A 17953-nucleotide genomic window follows, 5' to 3' on the forward strand; every position below is an offset into this window, starting at 1 on the left:
TACGCCAATCTCCGGAGGTCATGCCGCGCGCGCGAAACCCGACATGATCCGGCGTATGCTTCGATCCGTCAACTGACAATTTGTCGCTTTTTTATCGAATAAGCGTCGATTTGCCAAACAAACTTTCCACCAGCTCGACAACCAGCTCTGCCGTCTGGTTGCGCACGTCGCACGCGGGATTGAGCTCCATCACATCCAGCGATGCGAGACGACCTGTATCGGCAATCATTTCCATGCAAAGCTGCGTCTCGCGGTAAGTCGGGCCGCCCGGCACCGCCGTTCCCACCCCCGGCGCCACCGCCGGATCGAGGAAGTCGATGTCGAAACTCACGTGCAGATGGGTGTCGGCATCGATGCCGGCCAGCGCCTGCTCCATCGTCACTCGCATGCCGTGCTCGTCGATATGGCGCATGTCATAGACGCGCAGGCCGAGCTCGTGCAAGTGCTGCTTTTCTTCCCGATCGACGCTGCGGATGCCGATCTGACGGATCGCGTCCGGCAACAGCGCCGGCACCTTGCCGCCGATGCTCGTCAGTTGATCCGGACCGATGCCCAGCAGGCAGGTCACCGGCATGCCGTGGATGTTGCCGGTCGGCGTCGAGGTATTGGTATTGGCGTCGGCATGCGCGTCCAGCCACAGCACCAGCAGCTTCTTGCCCTGCTCGCGGCAATATTGCGCCACCGCCGCAATCGATCCGATGGCCAGCGCATGATCGCCGCCCAGCAGCACCGGCAGTTGTCCCTGCTGCAGCGTGGCATGCACGGCTTCGTGCACGCTGCGATTCCAGGCCGCGACCTGTTCGAGATGGCGAAAGCCGTCGACAGGCCCCTGCTGCGGATTGGGCGGTCCGCTCACGTCGCCGCCGTCCGTCACATCGAGGCCATGCTGTTGCAAAGCCTGCTGAAGATTGGCCACGCGCAGGGCTTCTGGCCCCATCGATGCGCCACGACGACCGGCGCCGATATCGGTAGGTGCGCCAATCAGTCTGAGTTGTTTCATGTAGGTTCCTTAAAATGAAGCAGGTAAAAACTATCGCAGCTCAGGCATGCAGCAATGCGCCGACCTTCTGCAATGGGGCCGGCACAGCCGGCTTGCCGCCAAGCACAACGCCGTACAAATTCTTGGGATCGGCCAGTTCCGGCACCAGATCGATGGATTGGGCGTCATCGTCGCCCACTTGTTCGTCCAGATAGCGCAAGGCGGAAAAATCCTCCAGCGCGAAACCGACCGAGTCGAACACCGTCACCTCGGCATCGCTGCCGCGCCCTGCCGCGGCGCCCGACAACACCTGCCACAGCTCGGTCACGGCAAAGTCGGCCGGCATCTGCTGCAGTTCGCCCTCGATGCGCGATTGCGGCTCGAATTCCACGATCACGCGCGCCTTGTCCAAGACCTCGCGATGCAACTCGGTCTTGCCGGGGCAGTCGCCGCCCACGGCGTTGAGATGCATGCCGGCTTCGATCATGTCCGGCGTCACGATGACTGCGTTGCGCTTGTCCGCGGTCACGGTCGTGACGATGTCGGCGCCGCGCACTGCCTCGACCGCACTGTCGGCGCGCACGATGCGCAAGGCCGGATAAGCGGCGAGATTGCGGCACAACTTGTCGGTCGCGGCGGCATCGACGTCGAATACGCGCAGCTCTTCAATCCCCAGGAGGCAATGAAAGGCGATGGCCTGGAACTCGCTCTGCGCACCGTTGCCGATCAGCGCCATCACGCGACTGTTGCGCCGCGCCATGTACTTCGCCGCCAGTACGGAAGTCGCCGCCGTGCGCAAGGCGGTGGTCAGCGTCAGCTCGCTCAACAGGCGCGGATAACCGCTGTCCACGTCGGCCAGCACGCCGAATGCGGTCACCGTCAGCAAACCGTGTGCAGTGTTCTTGGGATGGCCGTTGACATATTTGAACGAATACAGCCTTCCGTCCGAAATCGGCATCAACTCGATCACGCCGACCGTGGAATGACTCGCCATGCGCGCGGTTTTGTCGAACTGTTGCCAGCGCAAGTAGTCTGCTTTGATATAGCCCGTCAGCGCGTCGATGACGCGTTCCACCGAGTGAGTGGCCACGAAAGACTGCAATTCCCGGGTTCCGATGTACTTGACCATGATGATCGGCGTTACTGCTCGCCGCTGTTGTTTCAATGAAAGAAATTTTACAGATGAACATTGGAAATTTGCTTTCTTTATCCTATAAATAAAGAGATAGTTATGCAGCTTTATTTCTTTACAAGGAAAACCCATGGACAAACTCGACGTCAAGATCCTCGAATTGCTGCAAAACGACGGCCGCATGAGCAATGTCGACATCTCGGAAAACATCCATTTGTCGCCGCCGCAATGCCTGCGCCGCGTGCGCGTGCTGGAAGAACAAGGCGTCATCCGCCGGTATGCGGCGCTGGTCGCGCCCTCTGCAGTCGGACTGGATGTGACGGCTTTCGTGGCGCTGTCGCTCGATCGCGCCCAGTTCAAGCAGGTGCGCGAGGTGGAAAGCGTGATCCGGGCATTTCCCGAGATCATCGAGTGCTATACGATTTCCGGCGATTTCGACTATCTGCTCAAGGTAGTGTCGCACGACCTCAAGAGCCTGTCGCACTTTCTGACCGACCGCCTGATGCAGGTGCCCGGCGTGGCCGGCCTGCGCTCGATGATTTGCCTGGAAGAAGTCAAACCGCAGTCGGGCCTGCCGATCACGCTGGAGGATCGCTGAGCCCGGAAGGATCGGGGAGATAAGCGCTCTGCTGCGCCACAAAGCCGTCGAAAGCCTGCAGCAGCGGCAGGTACTTGCTTTCGTCGGCCTCCAGTTGCGCCAGCGCATGACAGGCGGCTTCCAGCGTCGACAGCTGATCGTCGCGATGCGCCTTGCGGATGCGGTATTGCGAAGCCGGCGGATCGACCAGCGGCAGGCGCGGCAACTGTTGCAGCAAGGGATTCAGGTACAGCATCTTGCGACTCTTGCGCCAGGTTGCATCGAGGATCACCAGCCGCAGGCGCGCCGGCACGGATAAATCCGGCAAGGCTTGCGCAGGCGATCCACCCGGCGTATCAGGATACAACAGCGGATACAGCAGCACCGGCCGTATCGGTTTGCCTGCCGCATCGGCATGCAGCAAACGGCGCAGTGCCTCTTCCTCAAACTGCTCGCCATGCACCAGCACGCTGTCTTCAAGGCTCAGATGCAGCAAACGCCCGCTGCCCTTGGCCTGATGGATTTCCAGTGGATGCTGCAGAATCAGCACCTGCGCCGCCGGCGCCAGCACCGTGATCCAGCCGCAAATGCAACTGCTCTGCGCGCGCAGGCAGCGCGCACAAGTCGGCCGTTTTGGATGCACGGCAAGGTTCATGAGGCGATGTATTCCTGCAAGCCCTCGACCAGCGCGTCGAAGGTCGCGCTCACGCGCGCGCTGTTGCGCAAGTCCTCATGCATCGTCACCCATGTCTCCAGCTTCATCGAAAACTGTTTCGGGAACAGGCGCACCAGATCGGCATGGCGTCTGGCCAGCGGCGCCTGGCATATGCCGATGCCGTAGCCCGCCCGTATCATTGCCAGTTGCGCCAGGTCGCTGTCGGTACGCAAGGAAAAATGGCTGCGCCGCATGATGGCCACGTCCTTGGCGGCATTGCGGATGAAGGCGGTTTCCTTGTCGAAACCGACCAGCGTGTGCTCCATCAGCTGATCCATGTTTTTCGGCGTGCCGCGTTGCGCGAGGTAATCCTTGTGCGCGTGAAAACCAAGTTCAATCACACCGGCACGGCGCGTCACCAGCACTTCCTGCGTCGGCCGCAACATGCGCACGGCGATGTCGGCTTCGCGCCGCAGCAAGTCTTCGACACGATTCGACAAGGCCAGCTCGACGACCAGTTCGGGATGCGCCCGCTTCAGCCTGACCAGAATCGACGGCAGGATTTCCGCTCCCACCACTTCACTGGCGGTAATGCGCACGGTGCCGCGCACGATTCCTCTCGCCGATGCATCCTTGCCGCCATGCGCCGAGGCGGCGCGCATCAAAGCCGCCGTGGTCGAGGCCAGGCTTTCTGCGTAAGGCTGCAAGCTCAGCGCCGCTTCGGTCGGCATGAAGCCGTGTTGCGAACGCGTAAACAAGGCAAAACCAACCGCCTGCTCGAGCGCGTCGACGTGGCGGCCGATGGTCGGCTGCGTCAGTCCGAGCGAACGCGCCGCCGCCGAGAGCGAACCCTCGTTGAGTACCGCGAGAAAGGAACGGTAAAGCTCCCAGCCGGGATCGGCAGCTTGTTTAGTCATACAAATAAGTATAGCACCTCACCTATTTTCAATAATTCCATTTAACCACGATTTATCCGACACTGGCTGTACTGGATCTCAATCACGGAGCGAATCATGGACAATGCATTGACTACGACAAAGACCGCACTGGTGCTAGGCGCCACCGGCGGCATCGGCGGCGAAATGGCGCGCAAGCTGCAGGCGCGCGGCTGGACGGTGCGCGCGCTGCATCGCAATGCCGGCAACATGGCGGCCCGTCCCGGCAGGGACAGATTCAACTGGATACAGGGCGACGCCATGCAACGCGCCGACGTGGTTGCCGCAGCGCGCGGCGTCGACCTGATCGTCCACGCGGTCAATCCGCCTGGCTATCAACGCTGGGCCGAGCTGATATTGCCGATGATCGACAACAGCATCGCCGCCGCCCAGGATTTCGGTGCGCGTATCCTGCTGCCCGGCACCATCTACAACTATGGACCTGACGCCCTGCCGCATCCGGACGAAGAGTCGCCGCAACGCCCCGTCACGCGCAAAGGCGCGATTCGCGTCGAGATGGAACGGCGCCTGCAGGCAGCCTCGGCAGATGGCGTGCGCAGCCTGATCGTGCGTGCGGGCGACTTCTTCGGTCCGCAAGCCGGCAATAACTGGTTCTCGCAAGGAATGATCAAGCCGGGCAAGATGCCGACGGCGATCACCAATCCCGGCAAGCCCGGACTGGGTCATCAATGGACTTACCTGCCCGACCTGGCGGAGACCATGATGCAACTGACGGAACGCGAAGAAGCGCTGGCGCCGTTCGCCCGTTTTCACATGCTCGGCCATTGGGATGCCGACGGCATGCAAATGGTCAACGCCATCCGGCGCGCCGTCGGCAACACGGCGCTGCCGATGCGCAGTTTTCCATGGTGGCTGCTGGCGCCGGCCGCGCCGTTCGTGCCGTTGTTCAAGGAAATGCAGGAGATGCGCTACCTGTGGCAACAACCGGTGCGCATGGAAAATACGCGCCTGCTGGAAGTATTGGGCAACGAGCCGCACACGCCGCTGGACGAAGCGGTGCGCACGACGCTTGAAGGCCTCGCTTGCCTGCCGACGCCCAAGCTGCGCGACACGACGATGGCCTGAGCAAACAAAAAACCGCCTTCAAATGAAGGCGGTTCGGATTGAGCAGAACAGCGTTAACCCGGCGTCAATGCGCGGTCGGCTCGTTCAATGCGGCAACGATGTCGGCGCGTTTGAGTTCCGGCGCAAATTGCAAAATGAAGTCATAGGTATAAGCCCGCAGATAGGCGCCGCGACGCACCGCCAGACGCGTGATGTTCTGCGCGAACAGATGCGATGCCTCGATCGCTTCCAGGCCATGGTGCTTGCCCTGCTCGATCGCCATCGACGCCACGATGCCGACGCCCAGGCCGAGCGCAACGTATTGCTGAATCACGTCCGAATCCATGGCCGTCAGCACGATATCCTTTTCGATGCCCGCAGTGCGGAAGGCGTCGTCGATGTGACCGCGGCCGGTGAAGCCGACGTCATAGGTAATCAGCGAATGTGCGGCCAACTCTTCCAGCGTGATCGGGTGCCTGAGCGACAGCAGCGGATGTCCTTGCGGCACGACGATGACGTGGTTCCAGGTATAACAAGGAAAAGAGACCAGATCCTTGAACTGGCTCAGGCCTTCGGTCGCGATGCCGACGTCGGCCTTGCCCGACATCACCCACTCGGCGATGTGTTCCGGCGCGCTTTGCTGAAGCGCAATGCGCACCTGCGGGAACGCCGCGCGGAAAGCCTGCACCACGCGCGGCAGCACATAGCGCGCTTGCGTGTGCGTGGTCGCGATGGTCAGCGTGCCGCTTTGCTCGCCGGCGTATTCCTGGCTGGCCTGGCGCAGGTTTTCCGCTTCCAGCAGCAGGCGCTCGATGATGTGCAGGATGCCCTTGCCAGGTTCGGTCAGGCCGATCAGGCGCTTGCCGTTGCGCTCGAAAATCTCGACGCCGAGTTCTTCTTCCAGTTCGCGGATCTGGCGGCTCACGCCGGGTTGCGAGGTGAACAGCACGTTGGCGACTTCGGTCAGGTTGAAGCCGCAACGCGCGGCTTCGCGGATGGAGCGTAATTGCTGGAAATTCATCGTGCATCCTTATTCTGCGCGGCATTGTCGACGAACACGTGGAGGCGGCGCGGACGCACCACCAGCGTTTCGCCGTCTTTCAGATTCAATTGTGCAAAGCGCTCATTGGAAATGACGGCTTCGATCAGTTCCGAATTGTCGTCACGTTCCAGCTCCAGTTGCGCCAGCGGGCCGATCGCGTGCGAGCGCCTGAGCTGGGCCACGATGCCTTCCGCTCCGGGCGAGTAGCGATCCACTTCGAGGTCGTGCGGACGGACATAGCCGATGCCCCTTTCGTCCTGCGCCTGTGCATGGTCGGGCGCATCGAAGGTGACGCCGCCGGCTTCCAGCACGCCTTCATGCACGCGGCCGTGGAACAGGTTGACGTTGCCGAGGAAGCCGTAGACGAACGGCGACGCCGGATGGTTGTAGACCTCGCCGGGCGAGCCGATCTGTTCGACGTTGCCCTTGTTCATGAGCACGATCTGGTCGGCGACTTCCAATGCTTCTTCCTGATCGTGGGTGACGAAAATGCTGGTGACATGCAACTCGTCGTGCAGACGGCGCAACCAGCGGCGCAATTCCTTGCGCACCTTGGCGTCAAGCGCACCGAATGGCTCATCCAGCAGCAGCACGCGCGGCTCCACCGCCAATGCGCGCGCCAGGGCGATGCGCTGACGCTGGCCGCCGGACAGCTGCGGCGGATAGCGATCGGCCAGCCAATCCAGTTGCACCAGCTCCAGCAGGCTCGTGACCTTTTCGCGGATCTGCGCTTCCGACGGGCGTTGACTACGCGGCTTGACGCGCAGGCCGAAGGCGATGTTCTCGAACACCGTCATGTGCTTGAACAAGGCGTAATGCTGAAACACGAAGCCCACCTGGCGCTCGCGCACATGGCGCGCCGATGCATCGTCGCCGTCGAGCAGCACCTGGCCGGAATCGGGCGACTCCAGGCCGGCGATGATGCGCAGCAGCGTGGTCTTGCCGCAGCCGGATGGTCCCAGCAGCGCGGTCAGTTCGCCTGCGGGGAAATTCAGCGAGACGTTGTTGAGCGCGACGAAATTGCCGAAACGCTTGTTGATGTCTTTGACTTCGATGCTCATGATTTACTCCTGATCTGCGGCAGCCAATGCCGTATGTGCGGTCAGCTGCTTGTGCAGACGCCATTCGATGAAGCTCTTGATCGCCAGCGTCGCCAACGCCAGGAAAGCCAGCAAGGACGCCACCGCAAACGCGCCGACGACATTGAATTCGTTGTAGAGGATTTCCACCTGCAGCGGAATCGTGTTGGTCTCGCCGCGGATGTGGCCGGATACCACCGACACCGCACCGAACTCGCCCATGGCGCGGGCGTTGCACAGGATCACGCCATACAGCAATCCCCACTTGATGTTCGGCAGAGTGACGTGCCAGAAGGTCTTCCAGCCGGAGGCGCCCAATACCAACGCGGCTTCTTCTTCTTCGCTGCCCTGCGACTGCATCAACGGAATCAACTCGCGCGCCACGAAGGGGAACGTCACAAACACCGTCGCCAGCACGATGCCCGGCACGGCAAACAGAATCTTGATGTCATGCTCGCGCAGCCAGGGACCGAAGTAGCCTTGCAAGCCGAACAGCAACACATAGATCAGCCCGGAAATCACCGGCGACACCGAGAACGGCAAGTCGATCAGCGTCAGCAGGATGTTCTTGCCGCGGAACTCGAACTTGGCGATCGACCACGCTGCGGCGACGCCGAACACCAGATTCAGCGGCACCGCAATCGCCGCCGTCATCAAGGTCAGCTTGATGGCCGACCAGGCGTCCGGCTCGATGATGGAATCGACGTAAACATCCCAGCCTTTTTTCAGGCCTTCATAAAACACCGCCACCAGCGGCACGAACAGAAACAAGGTCAGGAAAGCAAAAGCAATCCCCACCAGCACGATGCGCACCCACAATGGTTCCAGCGTGGCGGCCGGCACGTAAGCGGGCTCGCCGCGCATGGGCGTCGTGGCGATGCCTGGAGTAATGACGGCGCTCATGTCAGACTTTCTCGGCCTGGCCGCGCTTGCGTACCCAGGCTTGCAACAGGTTGATGGTCAGCAGCAAGGCAAAGGACACGATCAGCATCACCACGGCAATCGCGGTCGCGCCGGTGTAGTCGTATTGCTCAAGCTTGGTGATGATGAACAACGGGGTGATCTCGGACACCATCGGCATGTTGCCGGCGATGAATACGACCGAACCGTATTCGCCCGTGGCACGGGCAAACGCCAGCGCAAAGCCGGTCAGCAAGGCCGGAAACACCGTTGGAAAAATCACGCGGGCGAAGGTTTGCAAGCGCGAGGCGCCGAGGCTGGCGGCCGCTTCTTCGAGTTCGCGTTCGGCGTCTTCCAGCACCGGCTGCACCGTGCGCACGACGAACGGCAATCCGATGAAGGTCAGCGCCACCAGCACGCCCAGCGGCGTAAAGGCGACCTTGATGCCGAGCGGCTCCAGGTAGCGGCCGATCCAGCCGTTCTGCGAATAGAGCGTGGTCAGCGCAATCCCGGCCACCGCCGTCGGCAAGGCAAACGGCAAATCGACCAGCGCGTCAATGATGCGCTGGCCGGGGAATTTATAACGCACCAGCACCCATGCGACGATGCCGCCGAAGATCACATTCAGCAGCGCAGCTAATAGAGAAGCGCCGAAAGTCAGCCGATACGACGCCATCACGCGCGGCGAGGTCACGGCGCTGACGAAAGCATCCCAGGTCATGGTAAAAGTCTTGAGGAAGACCGCCGACAAGGGAATCAGAACGATCAGCGTCAGATAGAACAGCGTGAAGCCGAGCGACAGGCGAAAGCCCGGCAACACCCGGAACGGCGCTTTGTTAACAACAGGTAAGGCGATTGGCACAGTCACGCTTGTACTTCCTTCTTATTTGAACCAGTGCGGCACTTTTGAGAGCCGTCGCAAACATTCTCTTATTACAAATACGACTAATGAATGACGATATTCGCACCGCATTGTTATAAAGAGAACGAATTTTTTTGCATGTTTATAGAAAGATTACGCATATAGAAAGCCGCAAAAACAACCCGAATTGCGCAAATCCGGTCTCAGTCCTTTCCTTGGAAAACGGCTTCAGCTATAGTCATCCGACGACTGATCACCCATAAAATTAGAAAGTGGTCGACCACTTTTCATCACTATCAGTTAGATGCCCATTGCCTTGCAAGCCGCATCCACAAGCACTTTGGCGAACCACAAAATAAATCGGACAGACCATATTGCAATATTGGTCAGGCCAACCTAGAATGGCCTGACCAATTTTCCGCGACCTTTAGAAAAGCACGCCATGCTCAAAGTCGTCACCGCTCTCGCCGAACTCAGCGCCCCCGAAACGCGGCTTTACCGCGTGGTCGCCGATCGCATCCAGGCGGTCATCCGCGACGAGCAAATTCACGCCGGCGAACGCCTGCCGTCGGAACGCGACCTGGCGGCGCAGCTCAAGGTCAGCCGCGCCTCCGTCCGCGAAGCGCTGATCGCGCTGGAACTGACCGGCGTGATCGAGGTGCGCGGCGGTTCCGGGATTTATGTGATCGAGAAAAAAGGCGCGGCGCCGGCCATCCAGGAGATCGGCCCCGGCCCCTTCGAAATTTTGTCGGCGCGCTGCATGATCGAAGGCGAAGTCGCCGCGATTGCCGCGCGCATGGCTACCGACGGTGCGCTGGACGCCATCCTGCGCGCGCTCAACGACATGGAGCGCTTCTATCACGACCGCCCCAACAATGAAGAAGCCGACCGCACCTTCCACCTGTCGATCGCCCGCGCCACCGGCAACAGCGCCCTAGTCAGCGTGATCGAAAACCTGTGGGACCAGCGCGGCCGCCTGTGGATCAAAATGGAGGAACACTTCCATACCGAAGAATTGCGCCAGCAAACGCTGGTCGACCACCGCCGCATCCTTGAGGCCATCGTTGACCGCGACCCCGACGGTGCGCGCAAAGCCATGCACGCCCATCTCGAACGCGTGACCAGCGAGTTTTCGCGCGGCTGGGGCGGCGGCAAGGCTTACATGCCGCATAACCCGGAGTAGCTGCGCCAGATTCAACGCGATAACCGCGACGACGTCCGCCAGAGGCCTGGGTAACCAACACCCGACAGAGCCGAGGATGCCGGAAGCGATAAAGACAGACATTGGAAATCAGGAGACGACATGCCATTGCTGCACCCAGACCGACTGTTCCCCGCCGACCCGGACACGCGCGCCATTGCGCGCCGTCTGTATAAAGAGATCAAGGATGCGCCCATCGTCAGCCCGCACGGTCATACCGACCCAAGCTGGTTTGCCGACAATGCAGCCTTTCCCAATCCGTCCGCCCTGCTGATCCAGCCGGACCACTACGTTTTCCGCATGCTGTTCAGCCAGGGCGTCAAGCTGGAAGATCTCGGCATTCCGACCCGTGATGGCGCTGCCGTGGAAACCGATCCGCGCCGCATCTGGCGTCTGGTGGCCAAACACTGGCAGCTGTTTCGCGGCACGCCCTCCGCCATGTGGCTGGACCATGTGTTCCAGGAAGTCTTCGGCCTGGAAGAAGGTCTGAGCGTCGCCAACGCCGATCGTCTCTACGACCACATCGACGCCTGTCTGCGGCGTCCCGAATTTCGTCCGCGCGCCTTGTTCGAGCGCTTCAACATCGAAGTCATCGCCACCACCGAATCGCCGCTCGATCCGCTCGCGCATCACGGCAAGCTGAAGAACGATCCCTGGCAAACCGCGACAGGCCGTCCGCGCGTGGTCACCGCCTATCGTCCCGACCCGGTGATCGATCCGGAATTCGAAGGCTTCGCCGCCAACGTCGATCGCTTCGGCGAACTGACCGGCGAAAACACCCGCACCTGGGAAGGCTACCTGAACGCCCACCGCAACCGCCGCGCCTTCTTCAAGGAACACGGCGCCACCTCGACCGACCACGGCCATCCGAGCGCACGTACCGCCGACTTGCCGCTGGCCGAGTGCAAAGCGCTGTTCGACAAGGCGCTCTCGGGCAAGATCAGCCGCGACGAAGCCGAACTGTTCCGCGCCCAGATGCTGACCGAGATGGCGGCGATGAGCATAGCCGACGGCCTGGTGATGCAGATCCACCCCGGCTCCTGGCGCAGCCACAGCCCGACGATGCTGGCGCGCTTCGGCCGCGATAAAGGCTTCGACATTCCGATGCAGACCGAATACGTCGGCGCGCTCAAGCCGCTGCTCGACCGCTTCGGCCTGGATCCGCGCCTGTCCATCATTCTGTTCACGCTCGACGAAACCAGTTACTCGCGCGAACTGGCGCCGCTGGCCGGCGTATATCCGGCGCTGAAACTTGGCCCGGCATGGTGGTTCTTCGACGCGCCGGAAGGCATGCGCCGTTTCCGCGAACTGACGACCGAGACCGCCGGCTTCGCCAACACGGTCGGTTTCAACGACGACACTCGTGCCTTCCTGTCGATCCCCGCACGCCACGACGTCAGCCGCCGCATCGATTGCGGTTATCTGGCGCGACTGGTCGCCGAGCATCGCCTGCACGAAGACGAGGCGCTGGAGCTGGCGCACGACCTGACTTATCGGCTGGCCAAGCAGGCCTACCGCTTGTAATCCGTTTTTGAAAGAGAGTCCCAGCAATAGCAGTACGGTTTGAAGATCCATCAGAGCGTCACAAGACGTCCGCTTTATCCCGGTACCCAACAATTCATCCAGGAGGAGACAGTAATGAAACAGGTTTTGAACACCTTGCACAAGGCGACCCGTCGCACCGTCATGGCCGCCGCCATCGGCTTCGGCTTTGCCGCCATGGCCGGCAGCCCGGCAGCGCATGCACAGGCGGCAGTGACCATCAACGTGGTCGACGTGGCCGGTTCGCTGGCCTTGCTGCAAGACGCCATCGAGTCGTACAAGACGACGCATCCGAACGTCAAATTCACCTTCACCAAGGCGCCTGCACCTGAACTGCCGAGCAAGCTCAAGGCGATGCAGAACGCCAAGCGCAGCGACATCGATCTGGTCCTCGGCGGCACCGACATCCTGGCGGCCGGCATCGAGCAGAATCTGTGGGTGACGCTGCTGCCGGAGAACAATGCCAAGTTCGCGCCGCTGACCGACAACTACCTGCCTGAAGTAAAGAAGATGCAGGAACTGGCGCACAACCAGGGCCTGGCGGTCGCCTTCATGCCTGCCGGTCCGCTGCTGGAATACAACCCGGACAAGGTCAAGCAAGTCCCGACCACGCCGCAGGAATTGCTGGCATGGTGCAAAGCCAATCCGAACAAGCTGATCTATGCGCGCCCGGCCAACTCCGGTCCCGGCCGCACTTTCCTGATGGGCCTGCCTTACCTGCTCGGCGACAAGGATCCGAAAGATCCGGTCAAGGGCTGGGACAAGACCTGGGCTTACCTGAAGGACCTGAACACTTGCATCGAGTACTACCCGGGCGGCACCGGCGCCGTGATGAAGGAACTCGGCGAAGGCTCGCGCGACATGACCGTCACCGTGACCGGCTGGGACATCAATCCGCGCGCGCTGGGCGTGGTGCCGAAAGAGTTCAAGGTCGGCGCCTTCAAGAACATGACCTGGGTCAACGATACGCATTACATGATCGTGCCGAAGGGGCTCGCTCCCGCCAAGCAAGCCGTGGTGCTGGACGTGATGGCGTATCTGCTGCAACCGAAGCAACAGGCGCAGACCTACGACAAGGGCTACTTCTACCCTGGCCCTGCGATCAAGAACGTGCCGGTGACGATGGCGCCGCAAGCCAGCCAGGACACGCTCAAGGAATTCGGTCGCGCCGAGTACGCCGACTGGATCGCCAAGTTCCCGCACGTGCAACCGCTGGATGCGCAGGTGATGGTGAAAGCATTCCGTATCTGGGATGAACAGGTCGGCGCTCAAAAATTTAAATAAGCAAACGCAGCAAAAAAAAGCAGAGACAGGCCGGGCGGCAACGATGCATTCCACGCCACCCGGCTCATTACGATCAATAAGAGGCAAGCATGAAACCTGACTTCAAGACATTGCGACTGGATCGCGTGACACGTCGCTTTGGCGGCACCGGAAAAACGACCGAAGCGCCGCAAGTCGCCGCACTTGATGGTTTGCAAATGGACATTGCGCGCGGCGAATTCATCGCCCTGCTCGGCCCCTCGGGCTGCGGCAAATCGACCGCGCTGAACTGCATCGCCGGCCTGCTGCCGCTGTCGGACGGCGGCATCTATCTTGACGATCACCGTATCGATACCCTGCCGCCGGAACAGCGCGGCTTCGGCATGGTGTTCCAGAATTACGCCCTGTTCCCGCACATGACGGTGGCCAAGAACGTCGGCTTCGGCCTGTTGATGCGCGGCGTGCCTGCCGCCGAGATCCAGACCCGCGTCAAACGCGCCCTCGACCTGGTGCAACTGGCGCAACACATGAACAAGCTGCCCGGACAGTTGTCCGGCGGCCAGCAGCAACGCGTGGCGATCGCCCGCGCCATCGTCATCGAACCGCCGCTGATCCTGATGGATGAGCCGCTGTCCAACCTCGACGCCAAACTGCGTCTGGAAATGCGCTCCGAGATCCGCCGCATCCACGGCGAACTCGGGCGCACCACGTTGTACGTCACCCACGATCAGGATGAAGCGCTGTCGCTGGCCGACCGCATCGTCGTCATGAAAGACGGCAAGGTGCAGCAGATCGGCACGCCGCCGGAAGTCTACGGCCAGCCGTCGAATCTCGCCGTCGCGCGCTTCATGGGCTATCGCAATGAGCTGGTGCTCGACGTCGTCGGCCAGGATGCGCAGACCGTCACGCTGGCCGGTCCCGGCGTCAATCTGGTCGGCATTCCGAAGATGCGCCTGAACGGCCGCGCCGCCGTGTCGATCCGCCCGGAAGAATTCAGCATCTGCGCCGATGGAAGCAATCCTGCCAACAGCATCAGCGCGCGCGTCGAATCGGTCGAATACTACGGCCGCGAATCGCTGTTCATGCTGCGCACGCAAGACAATACCCGCCTCTACGTGCGTGCCGAAGGCAAGGCATCGCCGGGCGAAACCATCCGCGTGTCGGTCCCGGCCGACCGCGTGCTGGCTTATCCTTTTGAGCAGGTGGCATGATGCTGATGTCCTCGCAAACCGCCGGCTCGCGCTGGCGCGATCCCGCCATGTGGATGGCGGCGCCGGCCGTGATCTTCATGCTGGCGGTATTCGTCTATCCGTTCATTCACGGCCTGATCCTGTCGTTCCAGCCGCTGGAGGGCGGCATGCTGTCGAACTACATCAAGTTCTTCAGCACCGACAATCTGTGGATGACCATCGGCGTGACGCTCAAGCTGGCCTTGCCGGCAACGCTGATCAACATCCTGATCGCCGTGCCCGTGGCCTATCGCCTGCGCCACAAGACACCGTATCAGAAGATCGCCACCACCATCCTCGTGATCCCGATCACGCTGGGCACGGTGCTGATCGCCGAAGGCATGCTGACGTACTTCGGCCCCAAGGGCTGGTTCGCACAGATCCTGCAGACGCTGCATATCTATGAAGGTGCAATCCGCCTGACGCACAACTATGCGGGCGTGGTGATTTCGCTGGTGATCTCGGGCTTTCCATTCGCCTTTTTGCTGATCCTGTCCTACATCACCGGCATCGATCCGGTATTGCCGCGCGCCGCAGCGACGCTGGGTGCCACGCCCTTCAATCAGTTCCGCTACGTGATTTTCCCGCTGATCCTGCCGGGTCTGGCGATGGCGTTCTGCCTGTCGTTCGTGCAGGCGTTCTCGGTGTTTCCATCTGCCGTGCTGCTGGGTTCGCCGGCGGGTGCGACGCGGGTGATTTCGATAGCAGCGTATGAAGCGGCGTTCGAGAACTACGACTACTCCATGGCGTCGGCAGTAGCGATGATCATGGGTGCGGTGCAACTGGGCGTGGTGGTAATCGTGCTCGGTGCACGCAATCTGTTCTATCGCGGTCCGGTTACCGGCGGCAAGGGTTAATGATGAATCAAGCAACGACAACTTCTCCCATGATGACTTCGCAATCCATCTCAAGACAGCCGGCGCCGAAACGACGCACGCACTGGGCCAGCCGCGCCTGGAGCGGGCTGGTGGTCGGCCTGATGACCTTCTTCCTGATCAATGTCGGCCTGATGATTGCCTCGGTCGCCACCAACTCGGTCGCCAAGCGCTGGCTCGGCACCTGGCTGCCGAACGGCTGGACGCTGGAATGGTATTCCGCCGCCTGGCAGGAATTCCAGCTCGGCGACGTGCTGCTGGTGACCATACAGGTGGTGCTGTCGGTGGTGGTGCTGTCGATCCTGATCGGCGTGCCGGCGGCCTACACCCTGGCGCGACGCAATTTCCGCGGCAAGAAACTGCTGACCGGCTTGTTCCTGCTGCCGCTGATGATTCCGCCGATCACTTACGGCATCCCGCTGGCGACGCTGATGTATGAATTGCACCTGGCAGGCACGCTGCCCGGCGTGATCATCGCCAACCTGCTGCCGGCGCTGCCGTTCGTGATCCTGGTGATGACACCGTTCATCGAACAGATCGATCCCAACCTGGAGTCGGCTGCACGCGTGTTCGGCGCGCGCACCTTCACGATGTTCCGCCATGTGCTGGTGCCGCTGCTGGCCCCGGGCATTCTGGCCGCCTCGCTGCTGGTGCTGGTGCGCACGATTGCGATGTTCGAGCTGACCTTCCTGACGGCCGGTGCGGATACGCAGACGCTGGTGGTGGCGCTGTATTACTCGGTGTTCGCCGCAGGCGTGCGCGCTTCGCAATCGATCGATGCGATGGCGATGGTGTACATGATCGTCACGCTGATCTGGCTGCTGATCGCGATGCGTTTCGTCAGCCCGACGCAACTGGTGTCGCGCGTCAAAGAGCATCCGCAGAACTGATGAACACTGACGCAAGAAGATGATGAAGCTGAACAAGCAAACCTTGGAACAAGCCGGCAAGCAAGCAGCCCTGCCAACCTACGACAGGACAGCCCTGCTGCCCGGCATCGTGCATCTGGGATTGGGCGCCTTCCACCGCGCGCATCAGGCGGTCTACACCGACACGGTGCTGGCGCAAGGCGACCTGCGCTGGGGCATCGTCGGCGTGTCGCTGCGCAGCCCCGACACGCGCGATGCGCTGGCGCCGCAGGATAATCTCTATACGCTCGGGATCAGAGGTGTCGAGGGAGAGCAACTGCGCGTCATCGGCGCCCTCATCGATACGCTGGTAGCGCCGGAATCTCCCGCCGCCGTGCTGGCGGCAATGAGTCATCCGCACTGCCATATCGTCAGCCTCACCGTGACGGAAAAAGGCTATTGCCACGATCCGGCGGCCAACACGCTGCGCTTCGATCACCCCGATATCACGCACGACCTGGCGCATGCCGACGCGCCGCGCTCGGCCATCGGCTTCATCGTGCGTGCGCTGGAAAAGCGCCGCGATGCCGGACTGCCGCCGTTCACCGTGCTGTCCTGCGACAACCTGCCGTCCAACGGCAATACCTCGCGCGGGCTGGTGCTGGCGTTTGCCGAACGCATTGATCCGGAATTGTCGAAATGGATTTCGCAGCATGGCGCTTTCCCCAACTCCATGGTGGATCGCATCGTGCCCAAGACTACCGATGAAGACCGGTCCGCCATCGCTACCCGCCTCAGCGTCGACGACGCCTGGCCGGTGGTGACCGAACCGTTCTCGCAATGGGTGATCGAAGACCGCTTCGCCGGACCGCGCCCCGCATGGGAACAAGCCGGCGCGACCATGGTGGAAGAAGCCGAACCCTACGAGCACGCCAAGCTGCGCATGCTCAACGGCAGTCATTCCAGCCTCGCCTATCTGGGTTCGCTGGCGGGTTATGTGACGGTGGATCAGGCGATCCGCGACGATGGTCTGCGCGGCTTCATCGAGCGCATGATGGCGGAAGAGATTGCGCCGACCTTGCAGCGTCCCGGATTGGATGACTATCGCGACGAACTGGTCGCGCGCTTTCGCAATCCGGCGTTGAAGCATCGCCTGCAACAGATCGCCATGGACGGCTCGCAGAAGCTGCCGCAACGCTTGCTCGGCACGATACGCGCGCGCCTGGATGCTGGTCTGCCGTGCGAGCGCCTTTGTTTTGCCGTGGCGGGATGGATGCGTTATCTGCGCGCGCAGGATGAGGCAGGTCTCGCCTATCCGATCTCGGATCCGTTGGCGGAGCCATTACAAGCGGCAGCGTCCATTGCGGACATCAGCCGGCGCGTGGATGCCTTGCTGGCGATTGAGGCCGTGTTCGGTAACGAACTTGCCATGCGCATCGAGTTTGTATCCGTGGTGAAAGGCTTCCTGCGCAGGATAGAAGAGGAAGGCGTGCTGCAAGCGCTGAGCAAGATTCGCGGACGTTGATCCTGCTAAGCAAGTAACGAACGATAACTCATCACTCCCTCTCGACCCGTCGTCTCAGCGAACGCTGGGACCCAGTGGCGTCGTTGCGTCACTCAACCGTCGCAACGACGCTGGGTTCCAACTTTCGTTGGAACGACAAAGCCAATAAGACCGGCGAAAACAAAACCACCTCAGTACCCTGGCGATGCGTAAGCGAGCCAGTCTCGAAGTCCGCTTGAGAGTAGCCGGTGACGGCAGGGGGAAA

17 protein-coding genes are annotated in these 17953 nt (G+C 61.4%); 9 read left to right on the plus strand and 8 right to left on the minus strand.

Annotated features, from left to right (window positions below):
* Positions 1-91 precede the first annotated feature (91 nt).
* Positions 92-1000, minus strand: coding sequence for an arginase (gene rocF / locus PMI16_RS18530; RefSeq protein ID WP_007882344.1), 909 nt, complete (start codon positions 998-1000; stop codon positions 92-94).
* A 40-nt stretch (positions 1001-1040) separates the two neighbouring features.
* A complete protein-coding gene (locus PMI16_RS18535) occupies positions 1041-2108 on the minus strand; it encodes an ornithine cyclodeaminase (RefSeq protein WP_007882346.1) in 1068 nt (355 codons plus the stop codon).
* A 133-nt stretch (positions 2109-2241) separates the two neighbouring features.
* On the opposite strand from PMI16_RS18535, the gene PMI16_RS18540 reads away from it, so the two are divergent.
* On the plus strand, positions 2242-2709 hold the full coding sequence (locus PMI16_RS18540) for an Lrp/AsnC family transcriptional regulator (protein WP_007882349.1): 468 nt from the start codon (positions 2242-2244) through the stop codon (positions 2707-2709).
* Here the strand turns inward: PMI16_RS18540 and PMI16_RS18545 are convergent.
* Positions 2690-3343 carry a tRNA-uridine aminocarboxypropyltransferase gene (locus PMI16_RS18545; protein ID WP_007882358.1) on the minus strand — a complete coding sequence of 218 codons (654 nt, stop codon included), beginning with the start codon at positions 3341-3343 and terminating at the stop codon, positions 2690-2692. The two genes, PMI16_RS18540 and PMI16_RS18545, sit on opposite strands and share 20 nt — an antisense overlap.
* Positions 3340-4260, minus strand: coding sequence for a LysR family transcriptional regulator (locus PMI16_RS18550; RefSeq protein ID WP_007882359.1), 921 nt, complete (start codon positions 4258-4260; stop codon positions 3340-3342). Before PMI16_RS18550 ends, PMI16_RS18545 begins: the two co-directional genes overlap by 4 nt.
* Positions 4261-4356: 96 nt before the next feature.
* On the opposite strand from PMI16_RS18550, the gene PMI16_RS18555 reads away from it, so the two are divergent.
* Positions 4357-5364 carry an SDR family NAD(P)-dependent oxidoreductase gene (locus PMI16_RS18555; RefSeq protein WP_007882360.1) on the plus strand — a complete coding sequence of 336 codons (1008 nt, stop codon included), beginning with the start codon at positions 4357-4359 and terminating at the stop codon, positions 5362-5364.
* Positions 5365-5428: 64 nt separating this feature from the next.
* On the opposite strand, the gene PMI16_RS18560 is transcribed toward PMI16_RS18555, so the two are convergent.
* The 4 genes from PMI16_RS18560 to cysT are packed head-to-tail and all read right to left on the minus strand — an operon-like array spanning position 5429 to position 9232.
* Positions 5429-6364 carry a CysB family HTH-type transcriptional regulator gene (locus tag PMI16_RS18560; protein ID WP_007882362.1) on the minus strand — a complete coding sequence of 312 codons (936 nt, stop codon included), beginning with the start codon at positions 6362-6364 and terminating at the stop codon, positions 5429-5431.
* Positions 6361-7446, minus strand: a complete 1086-nt coding sequence (locus PMI16_RS18565) for a sulfate/molybdate ABC transporter ATP-binding protein (protein WP_007882364.1) — start codon at positions 7444-7446, stop codon at positions 6361-6363. The genes PMI16_RS18560 and PMI16_RS18565 overlap by 4 nt, the downstream gene beginning before the upstream one ends.
* A 3-nt stretch (positions 7447-7449) precedes the next feature.
* Entirely contained in the window at positions 7450-8367 is a 918-nt protein-coding gene (gene cysW, locus PMI16_RS18570) for a sulfate ABC transporter permease subunit CysW (protein ID WP_007882365.1), read from the minus strand.
* A gap of 1 nt (position 8368) precedes the next feature.
* Positions 8369-9232, minus strand: a complete 864-nt coding sequence (gene cysT, locus PMI16_RS18575; protein ID WP_007882366.1) for a sulfate ABC transporter permease subunit CysT — start codon at positions 9230-9232, stop codon at positions 8369-8371.
* A 436-nt stretch (positions 9233-9668) separates the two neighbouring features.
* Between cysT and PMI16_RS18580 the strand changes: the two genes are divergently transcribed.
* From PMI16_RS18580 to PMI16_RS18610, 7 genes are all read left to right on the plus strand, one after another.
* On the plus strand, positions 9669-10409 hold the full coding sequence (locus PMI16_RS18580; RefSeq protein WP_007882367.1) for a FadR/GntR family transcriptional regulator: 741 nt from the start codon (positions 9669-9671) through the stop codon (positions 10407-10409).
* A gap of 120 nt (positions 10410-10529) precedes the next feature.
* Entirely contained in the window at positions 10530-11951 is a 1422-nt protein-coding gene (gene uxaC / locus PMI16_RS18585) for a glucuronate isomerase (RefSeq protein ID WP_007882368.1), read from the plus strand.
* A gap of 114 nt (positions 11952-12065) precedes the next feature.
* On the plus strand, positions 12066-13253 hold the full coding sequence (locus tag PMI16_RS18590; protein ID WP_007882370.1) for an extracellular solute-binding protein: 1188 nt from the start codon (positions 12066-12068) through the stop codon (positions 13251-13253).
* 89 nt (positions 13254-13342) lie between these two features.
* Positions 13343-14443, plus strand: a complete 1101-nt coding sequence (locus tag PMI16_RS18595; RefSeq protein ID WP_007882371.1) for an ABC transporter ATP-binding protein — start codon at positions 13343-13345, stop codon at positions 14441-14443.
* A gap of 5 nt (positions 14444-14448) precedes the next feature.
* Positions 14449-15318 carry an ABC transporter permease gene (locus PMI16_RS18600; protein WP_085942288.1) on the plus strand — a complete coding sequence of 290 codons (870 nt, stop codon included), beginning with the start codon at positions 14449-14451 and terminating at the stop codon, positions 15316-15318.
* Positions 15319-15347: 29 nt separating this feature from the next.
* Positions 15348-16226, plus strand: a complete 879-nt coding sequence (locus PMI16_RS18605; protein WP_007882376.1) for an ABC transporter permease — start codon at positions 15348-15350, stop codon at positions 16224-16226.
* A 19-nt stretch (positions 16227-16245) separates the two neighbouring features.
* Positions 16246-17709 (plus strand): mannitol dehydrogenase family protein, encoded by a 1464-nt coding sequence (locus PMI16_RS18610; RefSeq protein ID WP_007882378.1) that lies wholly within the window; start codon positions 16246-16248, stop codon positions 17707-17709.
* Positions 17710-17953 lie beyond the last annotated feature (244 nt).

Source organism: Herbaspirillum sp. CF444 (assembly GCF_000282135.1).
GTDB lineage: Bacteria > Pseudomonadota > Gammaproteobacteria > Burkholderiales > Burkholderiaceae_D > Herbaspirillum.

Bases quoted from the DNA above. Each gene is read 5' to 3' on its own strand.
- rocF (WP_007882344.1), bottom strand. From the start codon at position 1,000: ATGAAACAACTCAGACTGATTGGCGCACCTACCGATATCGGCGCCGGT.
- PMI16_RS18535 (WP_007882346.1), bottom strand. From the start codon at position 2,108: ATGGTCAAGTACATCGGAACCCGGGAATTGCAGTCTTTCGTGGCCACT.
- PMI16_RS18540 (WP_007882349.1), top strand. From the start codon at position 2,242: ATGGACAAACTCGACGTCAAGATCCTCGAATTGCTGCAAAACGACGGC.
- PMI16_RS18545 (WP_007882358.1), bottom strand. From the start codon at position 3,343: ATGAACCTTGCCGTGCATCCAAAACGGCCGACTTGTGCGCGCTGCCTG.
- PMI16_RS18550 (WP_007882359.1), bottom strand. From the start codon at position 4,260: ATGACTAAACAAGCTGCCGATCCCGGCTGGGAGCTTTACCGTTCCTTT.
- PMI16_RS18555 (WP_007882360.1), top strand. From the start codon at position 4,357: ATGGACAATGCATTGACTACGACAAAGACCGCACTGGTGCTAGGCGCC.
- PMI16_RS18560 (WP_007882362.1), bottom strand. From the start codon at position 6,364: ATGAATTTCCAGCAATTACGCTCCATCCGCGAAGCCGCGCGTTGCGGC.
- PMI16_RS18565 (WP_007882364.1), bottom strand. From the start codon at position 7,446: ATGAGCATCGAAGTCAAAGACATCAACAAGCGTTTCGGCAATTTCGTC.
- cysW (WP_007882365.1), bottom strand. From the start codon at position 8,367: ATGAGCGCCGTCATTACTCCAGGCATCGCCACGACGCCCATGCGCGGC.
- PMI16_RS18580 (WP_007882367.1), top strand. From the start codon at position 9,669: ATGCTCAAAGTCGTCACCGCTCTCGCCGAACTCAGCGCCCCCGAAACG.
- uxaC (WP_007882368.1), top strand. From the start codon at position 10,530: ATGCCATTGCTGCACCCAGACCGACTGTTCCCCGCCGACCCGGACACG.
- PMI16_RS18590 (WP_007882370.1), top strand. From the start codon at position 12,066: ATGAAACAGGTTTTGAACACCTTGCACAAGGCGACCCGTCGCACCGTC.
- PMI16_RS18595 (WP_007882371.1), top strand. From the start codon at position 13,343: ATGAAACCTGACTTCAAGACATTGCGACTGGATCGCGTGACACGTCGC.
- PMI16_RS18600 (WP_085942288.1), top strand. From the start codon at position 14,449: ATGTCCTCGCAAACCGCCGGCTCGCGCTGGCGCGATCCCGCCATGTGG.
- PMI16_RS18605 (WP_007882376.1), top strand. From the start codon at position 15,348: ATGATGACTTCGCAATCCATCTCAAGACAGCCGGCGCCGAAACGACGC.
- PMI16_RS18610 (WP_007882378.1), top strand. From the start codon at position 16,246: ATGATGAAGCTGAACAAGCAAACCTTGGAACAAGCCGGCAAGCAAGCA.